This window comes from Desulfovibrio biadhensis (genome assembly GCF_055388615.1).
In genome coordinates this window covers 1,249,259-1,267,981 of the sequence record NZ_AP042477.1, presented here as the reverse complement: position 1 = coordinate 1,267,981, position 18,723 = coordinate 1,249,259, and the positions used below count along the sequence as shown (strand labels likewise).

At 51.8% G+C, this 18,723-nt stretch carries 18 protein-coding genes and 2 tRNA genes; 12 read left to right on the top strand and 8 right to left on the bottom strand.

Annotated features, from left to right (window positions below; genetic code table 11):
- Positions 1–40: 40 nt before the first annotated feature.
- From ACZ5EH_RS05570 to ACZ5EH_RS05555, 4 genes are all read left to right on the top strand, one after another.
- Positions 41–1,132 carry a sulfite exporter TauE/SafE family protein gene (locus ACZ5EH_RS05570; RefSeq protein WP_464277141.1) on the top strand — a complete coding sequence of 364 codons (1,092 nt, stop codon included), beginning with the start codon at positions 41–43 and terminating at the stop codon, positions 1,130–1,132.
- A 2-nt stretch (positions 1,133–1,134) separates the two neighbouring features.
- Positions 1,135–1,983: a universal stress protein gene (locus tag ACZ5EH_RS05565; protein WP_464277140.1), complete on the top strand. Its 849-nt coding sequence runs from the start codon at positions 1,135–1,137 to the stop codon at positions 1,981–1,983.
- Between the two features lie 75 nt (positions 1,984–2,058).
- Positions 2,059–2,352 (top strand): hypothetical protein, encoded by a 294-nt coding sequence (locus ACZ5EH_RS05560; RefSeq protein WP_464277139.1) that lies wholly within the window; start codon positions 2,059–2,061, stop codon positions 2,350–2,352.
- Positions 2,353–2,688: 336 nt separating this feature from the next.
- Positions 2,689–3,153, top strand: a complete 465-nt coding sequence (locus tag ACZ5EH_RS05555) for a hypothetical protein (RefSeq protein ID WP_464277138.1) — start codon at positions 2,689–2,691, stop codon at positions 3,151–3,153.
- 5 nt (positions 3,154–3,158) lie between these two features.
- Here the strand turns inward: ACZ5EH_RS05555 and ACZ5EH_RS05550 are convergent, their stop codons facing one another.
- Positions 3,159–4,346 (bottom strand): putative sulfate/molybdate transporter, encoded by a 1,188-nt coding sequence (locus ACZ5EH_RS05550; RefSeq protein WP_464277137.1) that lies wholly within the window; start codon positions 4,344–4,346, stop codon positions 3,159–3,161.
- 266 nt (positions 4,347–4,612) lie between these two features.
- Between ACZ5EH_RS05550 and ACZ5EH_RS05545 the strand changes: the two genes are divergently transcribed.
- Positions 4,613–5,371 (top strand): hypothetical protein, encoded by a 759-nt coding sequence (locus ACZ5EH_RS05545; RefSeq protein WP_464277136.1) that lies wholly within the window; start codon positions 4,613–4,615, stop codon positions 5,369–5,371.
- 4 nt (positions 5,372–5,375) lie between these two features.
- Here the strand turns inward: ACZ5EH_RS05545 and ACZ5EH_RS05540 are convergent, their stop codons facing one another.
- A complete protein-coding gene (locus ACZ5EH_RS05540; protein ID WP_464277135.1) occupies positions 5,376–5,747 on the bottom strand; it encodes a helix-turn-helix transcriptional regulator in 372 nt (123 codons plus the stop codon).
- A 107-nt stretch (positions 5,748–5,854) separates the two neighbouring features.
- Between ACZ5EH_RS05540 and ACZ5EH_RS05535 the strand changes: the two genes are divergently transcribed.
- A complete protein-coding gene (locus ACZ5EH_RS05535) occupies positions 5,855–6,076 on the top strand; it encodes a hypothetical protein (RefSeq protein ID WP_464277134.1) in 222 nt (73 codons plus the stop codon).
- Positions 6,077–6,157: 81 nt separating this feature from the next.
- On the opposite strand, the gene ACZ5EH_RS05530 is transcribed toward ACZ5EH_RS05535, so the two are convergent.
- The 4 genes from ACZ5EH_RS05530 to ACZ5EH_RS05515 all read right to left on the bottom strand — a co-directional run bounded on the left by ACZ5EH_RS05530 (position 6,158) and on the right by ACZ5EH_RS05515 (position 9,477).
- Positions 6,158–7,015 carry an amino acid kinase family protein gene (locus ACZ5EH_RS05530; RefSeq protein ID WP_464277133.1) on the bottom strand — a complete coding sequence of 286 codons (858 nt, stop codon included), beginning with the start codon at positions 7,013–7,015 and terminating at the stop codon, positions 6,158–6,160.
- A 130-nt stretch (positions 7,016–7,145) separates the two neighbouring features.
- A complete protein-coding gene (locus tag ACZ5EH_RS05525) occupies positions 7,146–7,841 on the bottom strand; it encodes a M15 family metallopeptidase (protein WP_464277132.1) in 696 nt (231 codons plus the stop codon).
- A gap of 114 nt (positions 7,842–7,955) precedes the next feature.
- Positions 7,956–8,828, bottom strand: coding sequence for a PrsW family glutamic-type intramembrane protease (locus ACZ5EH_RS05520; RefSeq protein ID WP_464277131.1), 873 nt, complete (start codon positions 8,826–8,828; stop codon positions 7,956–7,958).
- Between the two features lies 1 nt (position 8,829).
- The gene (locus tag ACZ5EH_RS05515; protein ID WP_464277130.1) at positions 8,830–9,477 is read right to left on the bottom strand and encodes a zinc-ribbon domain-containing protein; all 648 of its coding nucleotides are present in this window, start codon (positions 9,475–9,477) and stop codon (positions 8,830–8,832) included.
- A 766-nt stretch (positions 9,478–10,243) separates the two neighbouring features.
- Here ACZ5EH_RS05515 and ACZ5EH_RS05510 point away from each other — a divergent pair.
- The 5 genes from ACZ5EH_RS05510 to ACZ5EH_RS05490 all read left to right on the top strand — a co-directional run bounded on the left by ACZ5EH_RS05510 (position 10,244) and on the right by ACZ5EH_RS05490 (position 13,480).
- Positions 10,244–10,390, top strand: coding sequence for a hypothetical protein (locus ACZ5EH_RS05510; RefSeq protein WP_464277129.1), 147 nt, complete (start codon positions 10,244–10,246; stop codon positions 10,388–10,390).
- Positions 10,369–11,448 carry a PAS domain-containing protein gene (locus ACZ5EH_RS05505; RefSeq protein ID WP_464277128.1) on the top strand — a complete coding sequence of 360 codons (1,080 nt, stop codon included), beginning with the start codon at positions 10,369–10,371 and terminating at the stop codon, positions 11,446–11,448. The genes ACZ5EH_RS05510 and ACZ5EH_RS05505 overlap by 22 nt, the downstream gene beginning before the upstream one ends.
- Complete coding sequence (locus tag ACZ5EH_RS05500) at positions 11,394–13,109, top strand: ATP-binding protein (protein WP_464277127.1); 1,716 nt, start codon at positions 11,394–11,396, stop codon at positions 13,107–13,109. Before ACZ5EH_RS05505 ends, ACZ5EH_RS05500 begins: the two co-directional genes overlap by 55 nt.
- A 188-nt stretch (positions 13,110–13,297) precedes the next feature.
- Positions 13,298–13,373 (top strand) — tRNA-Val (locus ACZ5EH_RS05495).
- Between the two features lie 30 nt (positions 13,374–13,403).
- Positions 13,404–13,480: transfer RNA gene (locus ACZ5EH_RS05490), tRNA-Asp, on the top strand.
- A 282-nt stretch (positions 13,481–13,762) separates the two neighbouring features.
- Here the strand turns inward: ACZ5EH_RS05490 and ACZ5EH_RS05485 are convergent.
- The gene (locus ACZ5EH_RS05485; RefSeq protein WP_464277126.1) at positions 13,763–15,331 is read right to left on the bottom strand and encodes a histidine kinase N-terminal 7TM domain-containing diguanylate cyclase; all 1,569 of its coding nucleotides are present in this window, start codon (positions 15,329–15,331) and stop codon (positions 13,763–13,765) included.
- 739 nt (positions 15,332–16,070) lie between these two features.
- Here ACZ5EH_RS05485 and ACZ5EH_RS05480 point away from each other — a divergent pair.
- Positions 16,071–16,370 carry a hypothetical protein gene (locus ACZ5EH_RS05480; protein WP_464277125.1) on the top strand — a complete coding sequence of 100 codons (300 nt, stop codon included), beginning with the start codon at positions 16,071–16,073 and terminating at the stop codon, positions 16,368–16,370.
- Between the two features lie 145 nt (positions 16,371–16,515).
- Here ACZ5EH_RS05480 and ACZ5EH_RS05475 read toward each other — a convergent pair whose 3' ends face one another.
- The gene (locus ACZ5EH_RS05475; protein ID WP_464277124.1) at positions 16,516–18,699 is read right to left on the bottom strand and encodes a response regulator; all 2,184 of its coding nucleotides are present in this window, start codon (positions 18,697–18,699) and stop codon (positions 16,516–16,518) included.
- Positions 18,700–18,723 lie beyond the last annotated feature (24 nt).

Sequence of the window (18,723 nt, the reverse complement as noted above, 5' to 3'; positions counted from 1 at the left end):
CAACGAACTTTCCAAACAGGAAGCGGAAAAGGAGCAATCCATGGGACACGGAGTTGGACTTGAGACTCTAAACTTCATAGACCTGACCCTGCTCAGCGCACTGTACCTGCTGGCAGTTGGTTTCGTAGGCGGTCTGGTCAGCGGCTTTATCGGTTCTGGCGGTGCATTTGTTCTGACACCGGGCATGATGAGCCTGGGCGTACCCGGCCCCATCGCGGTGGCCAGTAACATGTGCCACAAGTTCCCCAAGGCCCTGGTGGGCGCCATGAAGCGCTATCGCTACGGTCAGGTCGACATCAAAATCGGTGTCATTATCGGTATCTCGGCGGAAATCGGCGTGCAGGTCGGCATTCAGGTCCAGAAGGTTATTCTGGAAACCTGGGGCGAAGCCGGCTCCAACCTTTATGTGAGCCTGGCTTTCGTGTTGATTCTCGCAGTGGTCGGTTCCTTTGTCTACATAGATGCCATTAAGACCAAGAAAAACGGCACAGACGAGGTGAAGACCACCAAGCTGGCCAAGTGGGTGCAAAGCGTCAACCTTTGGCCCATGATCAACTTCCCGCGCAGTGGCTTGCGTATTTCCTTCTGGTTCACCGCACCTCTTGGTTTTGCCACCGGTATGATGGCGGCTACTATCGCGGTCGGCGGCTTTGCCGGCGTCCCAGGCATGATCTACATCCTTGGTATGACCAGCCTCATGGCTTCCGCTTCCGAGTTGGTCATCGCCTTTGTCATGGGCATGGGTGGTTCCCTGATCTGGGCCTGGTACGGCATGGTGGATATCAGGCTGACCCTGATCATCCTTGCTGGTTCGCTGTTTGGCGTGCAACTGGGCGCCATCGGCACCACGTACGTCAAGGATTATATGATCAAATACGTCATGTCCACGATCATGCTCATCGTAGCAGTCAGTCGCGGGCTTGTTATTCCCAAATACCTGACACAACTTGAAATGCTCGGCCTCAGCGAGACGACCATGAACATCCTGAGCAAGACCAGCTTCTACCTTATGAGCTTTGCATTGCTTCTGGGCGCGTTCATTATCCTGAAGGCCATGATTGTAGGCATTCGCGAGCAGAAAAAGGCTGAAGAAGACGCCGCCAAAGGCGCAGAAGCTGTTGGAGCTGCGTAGCCATGTATGATTCACACCTGCTAGTTGCGGTGGTTGACACGGAAGCCGGGCGGAACGCCGCCCGGCAGGCCGTGCAACTGGCTGTTTCTTCGGGCTCGCGTCTATCCGCCGTGGCGGTGATGCCGGAACTGGAAGGTGATGTGGATAGACTGCATGTGGATGACGTGGTCCACGTTATGGAAGAGCCCCATGAAGCTGCGCTGGAAACAGTGCGGCAGTATGCGCGGGAAGCTGGCATCAGTGTGCAGACCTATTTGCGCCAGGGGCAGCCTCATGAACAAATTGTGGACCAGGCTGAGTCGTTGGACGCCAACGTTATCGTTCTTGGTGAGTCCAGAAGAAACATTGTGGAAAGAGCGTTGATCGGCCCCACGGCGGCGCGCGTCATAGGTTACAGCCGCATGGACGTGCTCGTCATCCCGGCGGGGACAGAGATCGGATTCGACAAATTGCTACTGGCTCTTGATGGTTCTGCCGGGAGCAAGGCCGCGGCCGGCCGTGCACTTGATCTGGCAGATCAGTATGCGAGCAGGATTTTGGCTACCACAGTGCTGCAAATGCACCCTGAAAGCAGCATTCTGGAAAATTATGTAGCCGGATTGCTGGAAAAAGCCCGGGCGATAGTAGCGGAATTTGAAAAGGAAGCTGCTGCAAAAGGGCATTTTGTTGCCAGCCATGTAGCCCAAGGTGGTGATGTGGCGTCGGAAATTGTGCAAAAGGCTGCAAGCTGGGCTGCGGACATGGTTGTCATGGGATCTCACGGGCGCACTGGATTGCGCAGACTGCTCATGGGCAGCGTGGCCGAAAGCGTTTTGGCGCGTGTCCACTGCCCTGTGCTGATCGTGCATTGAGAAGAGCGGCGTCTGGAATTTTCACGAGCGAGGCTGCGAGGGGTCGCAGTGCAAACGGGACCAAGGAGTTGGAGCATGGAAAGGTACATCACATACAAGGACGAATGGGGCGCTTCCATGGATGCGCTGACCGACAATCTGGAAAAGCCCGTCAAAATTTATGAGGGAAATATATTTAAAACCAGGGAAGATGACGGAAGTCGCAGGCATTATTCCATAGAAAGTGTTGCGGATAATGATCTGGAGTGTGAGGTCCGGCTGCGTGAAGTGCGGCCGCAGGGTTACAAATCGCTCCTCCTGGCCGGAATTCTGGTAGGTACCTGGTTTATCATCAAGTATATTTTTACATCTTTGGGGTTTGTTCTCTGAGAATTTCGAACTGACCTCACTACCTGAATTCAATGCGCCCCTCACCGCAGAGTTCAGGAAGTATCCCCCTCACCTCGCCCCCCGCTGTTCGGCGCCATGTCTCTTCCCCGGCGTCTGGATGGCGGGGGATCGTTTTTTGCCGCCTACGTTTGTGCAATTTCAAGATCTCGAAGGATATTTTCAGAAAGCCTCGAAGTCTGTATGTAATGGAGCAACAAACGCATTTGTTGTGATAAAGCTGGTTCTGAATCATAACATGCAGAGGTGTCCATGAAACGAGCTGCCATACTTCTTCCGATTCTGTTGTTCTGTCTTCTATCACACGCATGGGGCGCAATGCCCGTAACCAAACAAGAAGTATTGAAGGCCCAGGATGCATGGGGCGCTGCCGTGGTGGCCATGGGCGAAGCCTGGGCGCAAAAGAAGGATTATCGCAGCGTTGCTTTACAATCCGTGGACGAACTTTACGGGTACGATCAGGGGCAAGTGCTGTTTAAACCCACAAAGGCGGCGCAGCAGCAATTCCGTAGTCGCAAAGAGGACGCCGTATCGTATTTTGTCGGGGGCAATGTCGCCGAGGACAAGGGCTTTGCCCTGCAGCCCTGGTCCGCAGTGCGTTTTGGAGAACAGCAAATGGCATTTTATGGTGAGGTGGCGGTTGCCATGGGTAATTATTACTTCACCGACGCAAATACGGGGAAGGAAACCAAGGTTGAATTCACCTTTGGCTATTACAAGGACAAGGATGAAGGCCTTAGAATATTTTTACACCATTCCTCTTTGCCCTATGCTGCACATTGACGCCTTTATACGGAAAAGCGGTCGGACTGCAGCAGGCGATGCACTATGGCGCCGATGACAAACCCCACTGCAAGGTTGGACGCCATGGTGATGCCGAGAATCAGCAGGGTGACAAACATGTCCTTGCGCTCTCGCAGGTCGCTTATTGTAAGGGCCAGTTGCAGGCCGGCAAAGAGCAGCAGCACGCCAAGAACGGAAAGGGGGATCATTCTGGCAACATGAAGGACGCCATCCCCGAGGAAAAGAGCGAGTAGGGCAAAAAGGCCGCCGAGCATGATGTTTGCGCCGGCTGTACGTGCGCCAAAGCGAAAATGCGCAGCCAACCCCCCCGCGCCGTGGCACATGGGCATTCCGCCCAGGCAGAACGAAGCGACATTGGCAATGCCCATACTGACACAGAGTGTCTTGTTGGTGGTGCGTGCGGCGTCTTTGCCAAAGTAGTCCTTGGCAAGGTCGGCGTTTGCCAGCACGGCGTTGCCAAGGGTCATGGGCAGTTGCGGCAGCGCCAGTAGGGTGCCGGCAGTGGCAAGGGTTGCCCAGTCAGGAAAGCCCAAGGGGAAAAAGCCAGGGAACTTTGGGCCCATGGCGACATCATTGGCGTCATACCCAAGAAAAGCCCCCAGCAAAAGACCGCCTATTACAATCGCCAAGCCGGCTGGCATTTTGCGGTTGTTTATCAGAGCCAGCGCCGCAATAAACGCCAATGCGCCCAGCAGCCAGTTGAAAGGCAACGGGCCGATGCTTTGCCAGATCAAAAACGGTTCGGCGGCGTTGTTTTGCGCCTGTAGCGTGGATGTTCCCAGAATGAATTTGACGCCCTGGGACATGAGCAGCGCACCGGTAGAGAGCTGGACGCCGCGGATGGCCGGCTTGGGTACGTATTTGGCTATTCTTGTCATGGCGCCGGAAAGGCCGATAACCAAAAGCAGCACGCCCATTATCAGGCCGGCAGCCAGCACCTCATCTCCGGGCAGACTGCGTGCAATGGCGTAAGCGCTGATAACCTTCATGGGCTCAACAGGTGTGGTGGTCTTGAAATAAAGCCCGGAAAGAATGGTGTAGAGCCCAAGGCAGAGAAAAACGCCCTGTGGGCTGAGCCCGTTTACAGTGATGAGGGCGATGGCAATGGGCAAAATGGTGCCAAGGTTGCCAAGGGAACCTGCCAGCTCGAGGCGGTTGAATCGAAGGTTCATGAAGTATCCCTCCTATGCTGTGCAAGGCTTACAGGCCCTTTTCAAGGCACGCGGTACAAAGACAATGTTATTTACACGAATAATATAAAAATAGTGTCAATTGTCAAGGTGCGACGTCTGTTGCTATTTAGCTATTTTAGTCATAAAAAGTTATTCTTTTGATTCAAGGGGGCTTTGCCAGTACGCGGTGCTGCTCTCAACCCACCGATAATACAAATAAATTAGCGGATGCTCTGCGCCCGCCAGTGCAGTTGGACAAGGAAAGCATGACAACACAATTTTATTTAGGCCTGGATGATACTGACACCATAGATGCGCCCCGTGGTACGGGCAAGCTTGCACGCTGGATGGAGCAGGAACTTCCAGAAGGGTGTACTCTTTGGGGAGTTGTACGGCAGCAACTGCTGGTACATGAGGATGTCCCGTACACGTCGCATAACAGTGCAGCGTGCCTTGTCATTAATGCGCAAGACGCCACTGTGCGCCAGTTGCTTTTGGAAAAGGCCATTGCGCACATTGGGCATCATTTCATGGAAGGGAGTGATCCTGGTCTTTGCCTGGTAGAGCGCGGTGCAGCGGCATTGCCGCAGCTTGTGACGTTTGGGCAGCGCTGTGTACAGGAAGTTGTGCGGCAGGAAGAGGCCTTGACTCTGGCCGCCAGTCTGAGCGGCCCGGACGGCGTGCATCTCTCGGCACACGGCGGCACAGGAGATGGCGTCATCGGCGCCCTTGCCTGCGTTGGGCTCACCGCCTGGGGCTGGACAGGGCGGTGCATAGAACTGGGCGGATTGCGCTCCCTTCCTGATGATTGCACTGTGGAGCAGTTGCGGCGGCACGGTATGCAGGTTGTGTCCATAGACCGCGACGCGCAAATGCCAGGGGACAATGATTGCGTGCGTACGTTCGGCTGGTGCCGCCCCCGTCTTATGGGGGGGGAGGCAGTCTTGCTGGTGCGCAAGGCCGAAGACGGCGTCTGGGAATCTCTGGGGCGTAAGCGCAACAAAAAACACGGAACGGCAGCATGAAAAACTAGCTGCCGCTCCCTTTTCTGTAGCGGGCAACAAAGCTCTCGAGATTTTTAGCCTGTTGTTCCATGAAGTCCACCCACCCCGCCAGGGCGTCTTTTCCTTCCGAGGTTATCTCGTACATTCGTTTGGCAGGCCCGCTGTCGTCGGTCTGCCACGTGGAGAGTACGAAACCATCTTCCTCCAGTTGGCGCAGGTGCCGGTACACCATGCCCGGGGGGGCTTTTCCCTGCATGAATCCATACTCCTGGATTGTGGTCAGCAGATCATAGCCATACCGTGCGCGCCCTTCTTCCAATGCCAGTAACAAGGACGGTTTCATGTACCGTTCTGCTTTGCCTTGTCCGCGCTGGCCACCTTTTTTTTGTGTCGCCATAATAAACTTCCTTGACATATGTGCTATGAGGATATAGCTTCTACTTAAGCATAGATCGTAGACGTGTTCATATCCGCAATAGACTTAAAATGTATCAGGAGGGTGTCATGGCTGGCAAGATATTCATCCGCGAGCGTCGCAAGATCGAAACAGGCGAGAAAAAGCCCCGCTTTCGCGTTGTTGCCGTTAGCAACGTCAACGTGAAGTTTGAAGCGCGCCACGTGCGCAAGCAGGAAATTGAGGATATTGCCACTGCTGTTGATGCAGAAGTGGTTCTTCTCAAGCCTGAAAAGGGGCGCAGCAACCCGGAAAAGGCGATAAACGCCTAGCTACAGCATTTGGTCCAAGAAAGTAAAAAGGCTGCCCGGAAATATCCCGGCAGCCTTTTTTTAATTGGAAGGGCTGTGTGATCAGCCTTTGTAGATGATGGTCCCAACGTGCTCGCCATCCAGGGCTTTACCGATGTGCTCGGGATGGTTCAGCGCGTCGATGATCTGAATCTCCTTGATGCATTTGGCGTGCTGCAGCATATTCACGATGGGGCGCTCGATGATCAAATCGTCGAGGTCAAGTTTCGACAGTTCAGAGGTGGAAATCTTGTCATAATAGGTGAGGTTCGCCCTTTCTGCCGCGTCCACTTTTTTGGGATCCTTTTCATAGAGCCCCTTTTCGTCCTTGAGGAAAATCACCGACTTGGCGCCGATGTTTTCGGCAAGCAGAAAGGCACCGGAGTCCGTACGGTGTGGCGGAATGGAACCCAGCTCCGCAGGATGCTCGAAGAAACCGTAAGGCGGAATGCCAGTGGTGATGGGCAGATAGCCCAGGCGGCAGAACATGGTCAGCTGCTCAAGATGGTCGCCGTGGCCTATTTTGACACCACCATGTTTGCCCAGCAGAACGGCCAGCATTTCGGCATTCTGCCAGGAGACTTTATCGCCAAGCTTGGAAAGAACACCAGTGGGCATGCCCAGGTCGACACCTATGCTGTAGACATGGCGGGCGCGTGTGCCGCCGCCGGTCATAAGCAGAAGCTTGTGCTCTTCCTTGAGGCGGATCAGTTCGTCCAGGATCGGCAGCAGGGCGGACGCCCCCCTGTCCATGATGCTCTGGCCGCCGATTTTAAGAACGTTTATCTCAGGCTGCATACGGAAATATTCTTCTGATTCCGTACGCTTCAAGAATTCTCTACTGACCAGGGATTCTCCCATGAGAGGCGTATCGATGTGCAGCCTGCCGCCCTCTTGCTCTTCCTTGATGAGTTTAGCCATATCTGCTGTCTCCTTGGTTTTTCCCGGCATTCGCGGTTTGTTTTCGTAGGGAGTGGTTATTTTTACTCTTAATTTGTAAGTTGTAGCACACCTTGCAGGCGATGCAAGTGAACTGGTTCAGTTTTCCGCATTATTCCACTGGAAAGTCGAAGTACTTGTCCGGGAACGGTTCGTTCTTGAGGTTAAAGTGCCACCATTCCTTTTTATAGGGGATGAAGCCATTGTCGAGCATTATCATGCGCAAAAGCATGCGGTGGGCTCGCTGTTGCGCATTCACGGCCATGGATTCCGGCCATGATACAGGAGAAAAGAAGTCAAAACCAGACCCCATGTCCAACTCTTCACCCGTTTCCAGGCCGACTATGGTCAAATCCACTGCAGAACCGCGAGAATGGCTGGAGCGCCTGGCAACGTAGCCTGACTGGAACAGTTCGCTTTTCGGGACCTCCGGGTAATACTTGTCCTTGGTCTTGATGTCGTTCAGGTCTTTGGCCCAGCGGACAAAATGATCCACGGCGGATTGAGGGCGGTATCCGTCAAACACCTTCAGCCCCAAGCCAAAAGGCGCAAGCTGTTTCTGTACCTTGGCCAAAGCATTTGCCGTCTGCTCGGTCACTATGATGACTGGCGCCTGGTATCCATCAACACGTGCGCCCACAAAGTTGTCTTCGCTGAAGTACCGTACCTCGCATACCACGTTTGGAATGACGTCCTGAAGATGCACAAAGCCCTTGGGCAATGTAGCAGCATTAACAGCAACAGATATTGCGATCAGGCCAAGTAGTGTCGTGAGAATTGTCAGGGTGATTCTGGTTTTTAGCCGCATCCTTAAGCTCCTGTGGTTGCAATGTCGCAATGTAGATTGCGATTATTGCGGTGTCTTATACATAACGTTGGGCACTGTCGGGTAAATCGCCATGGCCTGGTTGGCTGCACGGTATCAAGGAGAAAGCGGCGCCTTTGTGCCGCATCTTGGGCAATATTTCATCTCCCAACCGAGTTTTGCGCCACAGCCGCCGCAGGGTTTGAAAAAATCCTGGCGCAACGGGTTACCGCAGTATTCGCATATCATTTCTGCTGGGGGGTTCAGTGCCCCGCAACTGGCGCAAAAGCCTGCGCGAATAAAAGGGGATTGCTCCACCAGGTATGTCAGGCGTTTGCGCATCGATCGAATAAGCATCCAGCTGAGTGCCCCGGAAACAAAAAGCGCCGCCAGGCTGTATTCTTCGGGCGCAGCGAAAAGAATGAAATCGTACCCGGCATGAAGCAGCGCCGCCAAAACATACCAGGGAAATACAGCGCTGACGCCGGCGCGGGGTATGAACTTCCAGCGTGCAAGCCCGTACCCCCAGAGCGCGGCAAGTCCAAGATGTAAAGGCAGGGCCGTCACACTGCGAATAAGCAGAACGCCCAGGCCACCTTCCATTGCATAGTCCAGGTTTTCGAATGCGGCGAAGCCCAAGGCAACCGTTGTGGCGTAGACAACACCGTCAGCGGGTTCGTCAAAGCGTTTTGACCATCCAATAAGCAGGGCGGTTGCCAGAAGCTTGCACAGTTCTTCATTGGCGCCAACGAACATGGAAAACATGAATGCATGCCCCGGCGGCATGATATCGTGCAGGGAAATACCGCTCAGGGTGAGAAACAGCACGTTGCACTCGCCAGCTGGAATGCCGCTCAACAGGCCGCCCAGGATGCCCACACGGATCAAAGCCCCAATGGGTTCCGGTTCAATGCGGTCAAGCCTGCGGATAAATCTGAGCCACAGCCCTGTTGTGAGGATAAGGGCGAACAGAATTGAAAAACTACCCATGTTATTCGCGCCCTTCCTGTTTTTGTTTGCGTTCTCCGAATCTGGCGCCGCCCAGTGCAGCGAGGAATGGAACTATGGCTATCAGTACCCCCTCAAAAACACCCTCTCTCATGGCAAGGACTGCAAGCACGGTGAGGCCGGCAGCCGCAAGCGCAGGCTCGATGATTGTGATTCCTGGGGAGCGTTTCGCAGCGATGTACGCCCCCCAAAAAATACCGACCGCAGTGCAGCAAAGGAAGAACAGGCCAAGGATGTTCTCATTGGCGATGTCCAAGACAATGGAGATGAAGGCCATTGCGAGTATGGAAAGCGCTGTCGTCAGCAGGATGGTGGTTCCTGAAGCAAAAAACCAGCGCCATGAGAAGTTATGACGTGAAGAGGCTGGGGCCGCCTTGTTCTTCTGCTTTTTAGGGGGGTGAGGAAAGCGGTTCGCCCCTAACAGGACATCCACGATTTTGGCGCCGCAGTGTGGGCAGTCCTCATTTTCCGGGGAGACAGGGTGGCCGCATTGTGAGCAGTAATGTGGCCCATCTTCTTGTAATATTTCTGCAAAGGCAAAAGATTGTTCCGCAAGCGCGTTGCCGCATGACGGACAAAAGGAATCCTGGTCAGCGGCTTTTGCGCCGCAGCGGTTGCAGGTCGTATTCACGGTTTTTCCAAAAGAGGGCGTAGATTATCGTTATAATAGATTGATCCTGTATGCGTCAGGTATGAAAGCCGTCATTGGACGTGCCATAATGATGAACATCACGATCAGGGTCAATGTGCTTGATGGGAGTTGACGCTGAAGAAAAAACGCAGAAGCTAGTGCACGTCTGTATGCGATTTTGGAACTGCCTGTAAATAAATAGGTATGGGGAAAATTGTCTTTTACGCGGGAGAAGAGAAGGATCTTCAGTTGAGGATAAGAGCTTAAGCACAATGCTGCAACGGGGGATGCATATTTCGAAATCACAAAAGCGGGAAACAAGGAGTCGCAGCAGGGTGCATTTGTTCACGAGTAAATACTCTTTGAGATTGCGCCCTGTATCCCAAAACCTGTACTTGTGGTTTGCTGCACAGCGATGCTAACAAGGCGATAGTAATGGCGGTGTTCAAAAGGGTATTTTTAGCATACGGGGGGCATTCTGATTGTGCAGTGGCAAGATGCCAGGTAAATATCCTTTCCTCTTTCGGGATGATTGATGACTGCGGCAATACGATGTCACAATCTCCTAAAGGCACGTTATTGAAAGCGGGGAGGAATGAGCATATTGCCACGGCGGTGGCAGGTGCTATCCAAGACGTGGCGTTCTGTCAGATTCTATTCGAATAAAAAATACAAAAATAAAGGGAGCTTGCCATTTTGTCGGGCAGTCAGCCATTTGCCGACTGCCAGAGCAAGCTTTGCCCCCTAGTGTGAAGGCGGAGACGTAATGAAAGACTATAGCCATCTGGAACATCTCGACCGGGAAGAGCTTTTGGCGTCGCTCAAGGCAGCACATGAGCGGAAGCCCGGGAGAAGTTGCTGGAAACGCGTGAAGGAACTCTTTACGCGCTCATGGACGCCATACCTGACATGATTTGTTTCAAGGACGGTGAAGGGCGCTGGATTTTTGCCAACGCGGCGGCCTTGGAAATGTTCGATATGCAGAACATTGACTACCGTGGCAAGACCGATGCCGAATTGTCGACACTGACACGGCGCAATCTCAGCAGTGTGTTCGGCTTTTGCCAACTGACGGATGAAAAAGCCTGGACCTCCAAGACCGTTTATCGTGAAGAGGAGCGTATTCCTGCTGCGGATGGAGAAGAGAGAATCTTCGATACCCTCAAAATGCCCTTGTTTTGGGATGGAGGGGAGCGCAAGATCATCCTCTTGCTGGGGCGTGACATTACAGAACGTAAAAAGGCGGAAGAAGCGCTGCTGGCAAGCGAATGCCGCCAGCGTTTCATTCTGGAAGGCGCCAATGACGGCATCTGGGATTGGGACAGAAAAACGGATGCGGTCAGTTTTTCACCCCGCTGGAAAGAAATCATAGGCTACGAAGATCACGAGATTCCCAATAATCTGGAAGAATGGAAACGCCGTATTCATCCGGACGACCGTGAACAAGTCGAAAAGGCCAACAACGTTTTTTACAACAGCCAGGACAGTCATTTTCAGGTTGAATACCGGATTCGCCACAAGGACGGCAGCTACCGCTGGATACTTGGGCGCGGCACATGCGAACGGGACGAACATGGAGAACCCACGCGCATGGCTGGTGCGCATACAGACATCACCCGTCTGAAAAGGGCCGAGGAACAACTGCGGGAAAGCATGCAGCGCCTGGATTTCCATGTGAAGAATTCGCCCCTTGGGGCCATTGAGTGGAAAGACGGCACAAACATTGCCAGTTGGTCCTCTCAGGCAGAAGCCATGTTCGGCTGGCGCGAGGACGAGGTCCTTGGCAGAAGCTGGAATGATTTCCCCTTTATCCATCCGGATGATTCGAAAATTGTGCGAGAACAGATAGCGGATTTGTTTGAGGGCAATGCCCTCTACAACACCACGAAAAACAGGAACCGCGCAAGGACGGCAGCGTGGTGCACTGTCATTGGTTCAATTCGGCCCTCCGCGATAAAGACGGGCGGATGATCCGGATTCTTTCTCTGGTGTCCGATGTGACGGAGCTGGCTGAAACAGCAGCGGCGTTGGCCAAAGCCAAAGAAGACGCCGAAGCGGCCAGTTTTGCCAAGAGTCAGTTTCTTGCGGCCATGAGCCATGAAATCCGTACGCCCATGAACGCCATCGTGGGTATGGCCGAGTTGCTTGGCGGAACGCCTCTCAATCAGGAGCAGCGCCAGTATCTGCACATTTTTCAGGCAGCGAGCGAATCCTTGCTGACTCTTTTGGGCGATATTCTTGATATTTCAAAGGTTGAGGCGGGGCAATGCCAATTGGAGCGGATTCCATTTTCACTGCCATCCATCGTGGATACGGTGTGCAAGGTGCTGGGCCCCCGTGCAGGGGAGAAAGGCCTGGAACTGTCCGTCTCGTATGCCCCTGGTGTGCCGACTGTGCTTGTCGGTGATCCAACCCGGCTGCGTCAGGTGCTCATCAACCTGGTGGGCAACGCCATCAAATTTACGCACAAAGGGGAAGTGAACATTGAGCTGCAGGCTGCATCAGGGGCGGCGACCAATGACGCATATTCCCTGCATTGCAGCGTGCGTGATACGGGCATCGGCATAAAGCCAGAGAACCTGTCCAGTATTTTCGAGCGGTTTACCCAGGCGGATTCGTCCATTACGCGGGAGTACGGCGGCTCTGGGCTTGGGCTGACTATCTGTAAGAGCCTTGTCGAATTCATGGGAGGGCGCTTGTGGGTCGAAAGCGTAGAAGGCGAAGGCAGCACGTTTCATTTTACGGCCCTTTTGGGCTACCCCTCCAGCCTGGATGAGGTGCAGGCTGCAATTGCTGCTGCCGAAGACGGCCCTTCTGCCATCCTGTCGGACCAGGGGGGTGCTGCGGATACTACAGAAGAACCGCTGCAAATCCTGCTGGTTGAGGACTCGGACTACAATGCCTATGTGGTTCTCGCCTACCTTAAGGATTTGAATTGCGACATTGATATTGCAAAAAATGGCCTTGAAGGATTCGACTTCTTCAAAAGCAAATCCTACCACCTGGTGCTTATGGACATGCGCATGCCGCTAATGGATGGATACACGGCAAGCAAGGCCATCCGTCAATGGGAGCGCGAGCAAGGCGCCGCGCCCGTGCCCATAGTCGCCATGACGGCGCAGGCTTTTATGGAAGACAGGCAGCGCAGTCTGGATGCAGGGTGCGACATGCATCTGGCAAAGCCCATCCACAAGAAGGCGTTGCTGGAAGCAATAGCCAAAATGGCGCCAACCCCCCCGGACATTTCCGAACCGCGGCAATTCCCTCAATTCGCCATGAACGAGCACGCCTCCAGCAATCTGGCATCGCCCCTGGAAACGGCATACCCTCCGTTTGGGCCTATTCTGGTAGAAGTGGATCCGGATTTCAGAGAAATCGCCCCCCGGTATCTGGAGTCTTTGTCCCATGCTGTGTCTGTGATGCGCGAGGCTGTGGACAAGGGCGATACTTTGCCATTGGAGCGCTACGGCCACCAAATGAAAGGGGAAGGCAAGGCCTTTGGCCTGGAGCCGGTGAGTGAAATGGGACTGACGCTGCAGCTGGCTGGTGAATCCGCTGATCTTGAAATGGGCGCACGGGTGCTGGACAGTCTTGAAGACTACCTGAAGCGCATCACGATCAAGTCTTCCTAGTGGTGTAACTGCCCGGAGTAATGACACATATTATTATTGGTAATAATTTCTTCATAAGGGTGCAAAAAACCGCTTGCATGCGGCACAGAAACAAGCTAGATGCCTTTTTCCGGAACGGGAAATGATCCCAGGTCGGGAAAAAAGAGATTGACAAGGTTTTTTGAAGTATATAAGGTCTCTCTTTCCTGGGGCGGATAGCTCAGCTGGGAGAGCATCGGCCTTACAAGCCGAGGGTCACAGGTTCGAGCCCTGTTCCGCCTACCAGATCAGTATAGATCTGCAGGTATACATCGCGGAGCCGTAGTTAAGTTGGTTATAACGCCGGCCTGTCACGCCGGAGGCCGTGGGTTCGAGTCCCATCGGCTCCGCCAGAAGATTCAGGGGTTACATCACACGGTGTAACCCCTTTTTCTTACGGATACATCGCTAGTAAGCCATGCACAGGGCTATACTATACCTGAAGGGCCGGGAGGCAACTCCTGGCCCTTCGCTTTTGGTGTGGGAAAATGGTGAGAGAAGCGAAGGCTGTTATTTTGTCGGCATCGGCCCCAAAGGGGGCAACTTATTTCAGACCGCGTTCAGGAGCTTATGGAGATACTGTGTGGGGGGGCGCAGCAAGGCAGAGCAGGGGGTGATTGTAAAATTCTAAACTATTACAATTTGATGCATTGTATTTGATTTCTTCCCATGGCTTTGGCCCTGTATAAAGCCTGGTCGGAGGTTTTAAGCAACGCGCTCAGTAGCTCTTTGCCGATTGTCCCTTTCAGGCCTTCGGCTGCTTCAAAGTATGTGATGCCTACACTGATGGTCACCTTGATTTCGCATCCTTCGTATACTGTTGTCAGGTTTTGAACCTCATGCAACAACCGCTCTGCCAATGTAATCGCCCCTTCAAATTCGGTATCCGGCAGGAGGATGGCAAACTCCTCGCCCCCGTATCGACCGATTATATCACTGGCGCGCAGGGTTTTTCTGAAAACCGCGGTTACGTTTTGCAACACGAGATCGCCTGCCATATGCCCGTATGTATCATTAATGTTCTTGAAATAATCGATGTCAATCAGCATGAATGGCAGGTTACCGCCGTAGCGTGAGACTCGATTGATCTCGATCATGCAGGATTCCATGAAAAAATACCTGCTGTACACCTGGGTCAAGGCATCCAGCAAGGCCATTTTATGCAGCCTCTGCAGCAGGCACTTGTTTTCAGTGATGTCATATAGCAGGACGGCATAGCCAAGATTGCTGCCATAGGACGATGCAAGTTTGGTCACGGTCATGCTGAAGTGTGTCGTTACGTCATTGTTATGAATATCGACCTCAACGGGTGCGTCATCCATTGCTTTTATCTTGTCTATCAGTTCGTTGCGATTTTGTAGTACCTCGTAAGCGCTCAGGCCGATGGAATCTTGCGTTAATTCCGGCAGCATCTTGCATGCAAAATGATTGAAATCGCCAATATTCAGATCTTTATCCAGGACCAAAACCGAGGTGCGCATGGTCTCAAACACCTTGGCCCTCGCAATGGGGGCGATGTTGAACATCAAAAGCCTGGTCATGGCGATGGAAAAGATTGGAATAGGAATGGCAAGATAGAAAGGCGCCATATCGATGCCTTGCGGGCTCAAGCCCAACTGCTCCAGCAGATTGCCACACCAAGGGATAATTGATGCGAAAAAAATCGCATTGGCCTGTTTCTTACGGTAGCCCTTTGCCCTTTGTGTCATGACATAAAATAAGACGATGCCGATCAGGCTGAGGAGCTGCATATAGGCGAATTCTACATAGTACCATGGCCCCTTCACAAAAGAAGCAACAGGAAACGGACCGCTTGTATCAATGCCAAACTCACTGTAAAAATAATGATGGTGGTTGTTGGTGTATAATAATATGGTTGTTGTGACTGGAATGATGAAAAGCAGGATGTATAAATGTTTATTTTTGATTTTGAACTTATTGTATTCAAATGCGAACAGAAACCAAAAAACAGATATGAACGGGATGCCAATATATTCTATCTTTAGTGCAAAGAAAATTTCTTCAACAGAATTTCCAGATAGTTCAAGCATGTAGCCGAGTGAATAAATAAAGACACAGGCCATGAAGAGTATAAAAGGCCTTCCACCATCCATTTTGTAAATTTTAAAAGAATAGTAGATAAGACTCAGGATTCCTGAGCAGGATATGCACAAAAAAAGTATCGTGATAAATCGCAACGTCATGGGTGAATTCTCAAGGATATATGCTTAAAGCACTGAAGGCATGTGTGTACTGACGCATTGTATTTCAGTTGTTACTCATATACATGGCTTTGTCCTGATTTTAATAGAGTTTGTATATGGAGTAAGGAAAATAATGCAGATGTTTTTATTTTATTTATAGAGCGCAGTAACTGTAGTGAATGTGTGATCAGATGAAGATATCTACATTTGTGTATGTCATTTTCGTATGTCAGGCAGGGATAGGTGCCAAATGTACAGATGACTTTATGTCTAGCGTCACGATCAAACTGTCCTCTGCGTTTAGCTTAATTGAAATGGTGGCGTTTGAAAAAAATATACAGTGTGATTGGACCTCGATTAGGAAGTATCTCAGATATACTTATTCTGCTGTCGTTTCAACACAATGAAAATAAGATACATAATCAGATAGATACACTGGCATCTACTGCGTCAAAGTAAATTTTAGCAGATCAGTATTTTTTCTGGAAGTCTGATGCGTATAGCTCCTGGAGAATTCCGCCAGGCTTGTGTCCCATGGGTTCCGTCAGGAGGCGCATACGTTGCGGTGCGTTGGCGATTCCCTGGCATGTTCTGAAGGTAGGTGATCATTTCTTTTTAGAGAAGTGTCCCAATAAAGAGTAATCCACGAGAAGTATGAAATATTAGCCGGTTGTATTTGACAGCCACAATTTCCAAGGCGTAGGAGACTTGGAGCTTTTACCCATGAAAAGGAGCCTCCATGCGCATTCTCGTCCTGTTCTTTCTCTTGTCCTTTCTTGTTCTCCCCGCTTCTTTTGCGAATGCTGAAGATTTGAGCAATTTCCCTGCGACGCTGGGATCTGATTGTGTCAGATACTACCATCATGCAAGTGGGGGGAAGATCACTGGCACCTTTATTAGTAAAAGTGAGGGCACGCGCTTTTTGGTCGGAACGAAAGATGGCAAGTCTTACCAGGCGTATAGCAGCCATACGAATGAACGTCGTGTTTTTTCCAATAGAGAAGGGGCGCTTGGGCATATCGAAGCCATGTGCCAGTGAGTGAAGACACAGGCGTAAAACTGCTTGGTAGATGATTCGCTGGGCTGGTCGACTGGTGCTTTCATCACGAATGGCGCATGCATCTTGCCATGCGCGACTGCAGCAAGCCCAAGCCATTGTACAGAAGTACTATGCTGTGTTGCAGCTAAACGTATTTTATTTCTAACCTGCTCAAGATGCTGGCGGCATTCTCCAGCATTTGTCTGCAGCGTCCCTCATTTTCTTTGGTGGCTGCTTTTTCCAGCTCATAGTAGGCGTCCTGAAGCTTCTGCATGCCGTAGTTACCTGCCGCTCCTTTGAAGCCATGGGCCAAACGGCGCAGGTCTGCAAAATCGTTTTGCTCCAGGGCCAACTCCATGTTTTTCATTTCCTGAGAGAGTTCTTCCAGAAATTCCGGCATCAAATCTTCCAGATCGGCATCGATGGCAACAGCTATGGGAGCAGTTTCTCCACCTTGTTTGGGGATTGCGTCCGACGCGGCGGCATTGCCTGTTTCCGATTCATGGGAGCGTTCAGCATTATTTGAGAATTTTAGAAGTTGAGTTTCAATCGTCTGGATCAACTTGCTTTTCGAGACCGGTTTGGACAAGAACGCATCACACCCCGCCTCCAGACATTCAATCTTGTGCTGTGAAAAGGCGTGGGCTGTCAGCGCGATGATCGGCGTGTGGGGCAGGTTGTAGTCATTTTCGTATCTGCGGATGGCAGTTGTCGCTTCCAGACCATCCATCTCCGGCATTTCTCTGTCCATCAATACAATGTCAAAATCACCATTCGCCTGCGTATATGCTTCAACCGCAGTTTTGCCATTAACTGCCTCAATTACATTGATATTTGTTCCTTGTAAAAATTTGATTATGACTTTTCGGTTCGCAGCGATGTCCTCCACCAGCAAAAGCCTTTTTGAGGATCCAAGCTCCAGCGATGTATTGGTTTTATGCCGTGGCAACGTGATGTGTTGCATTTGCCCATGTATGGACGCGAGCACATTGACCAGGTCCGCCCTCCGTATTGGCTTGGCTAAAAATCCGTCCAGGGACAACTCTTTGGCTTTGATTCTGTCTTCATAGGCATCACTTGAAGTGTTGATGATAATTTTGGGGGACGACTCCAAAGGATGCTGTTTTATAATTGCGGCCAGATTCATACCGTCCATTTCCGGCATGAGCACATCCAGGAAAACAATATCAAAAGGGGAGTTGTTAGTATCTGCATTTACGATTGCAGTAAGAGCGGTATGGCCGTTGTCGGCGAGGGAGACGATTGCGCCCCATCGGGAAAGATAGTCGTACAGGAGGAGACGGTTTGTATCATTGTCGTCGACCACCAGAATTTTTTTGCCCAAGAGATCTTTTTGGATATCCGCGAATTTGTCTGTGCGCGGGGGATGTTGGGTGGCGGTAAGATTGACGGTGAAGTTGAAGGTCGTGCCGGCGCCACATTCAGACTCAAGCCATATCCTGCCGCCCATTAGCTCCACGAGTCGCTTTGAAATGGCAAGGCCCAGACCGGTGCCGCCATAGCTCCGGGTTGTGGATGTATCGGCCTGGGAGAAGCTGTCAAAAATCGTCTGGAACTTTTCTTCAGGGATGCCTATTCCCGTGTCTGATACGGAAATTTGAACCTGTCCCTTGCTTTTGGGGGATGGAATAATGTGCAGTGCTACTTGCCCATGGTCAGTAAATTTGATGGCGTTGCTGAGCAGATTGATGAGGATCTGCTTTAAACGCGTGGGGTCTCCAATAACATACGGGTGCACTTGCGGAGAAACCCTGTAGGCGATTTCCAAGCCCTTTTCATGGGCCTTGACGCTCATTATCCGGCAAATGTCTTCCACATGCGTGATAAGATCAAATGGAATGGCTTCAATCTCTATCTGGTTTGCTTCAATTTTAGAAAAATCGAGGATGTCGTTGATAATCGACAAAAGCATTTCGCTGGAGGAGTGCAGCGTTTCCACATAATCTGTCTGGTCGTAATCAAGTTGGGTATCGGCAATGAGTTCTGTCATGCCGAGAATGGCATTCATGGGCGTCCTGATTTCATGGCTCATGCGCGCCAGGAAATCGGATTTGGCATGTGTGGCGGCTTCTGCCGCTGCCTTGGCCCTTTCCAGTTCCTGCTCGGCGGTTTTTCGTTCAGTGATATTGCGCATGCACTCAACCGCCCCGATTATTCTACCGGATTCATTTTTGAGAGGTGCAGCAACCCCCCAAAGGTACGCGCCTTCACCTCCAAAGGCGTTGGGCGTGTAAATTTCACCCAGCAGCTTGTCTCCATCGCGCCTGACAAGGGAGTACAGTTCAATGGGAACTTCATTTTTCCCCAAGGCCCAGTCAATCAGAATGGGGCG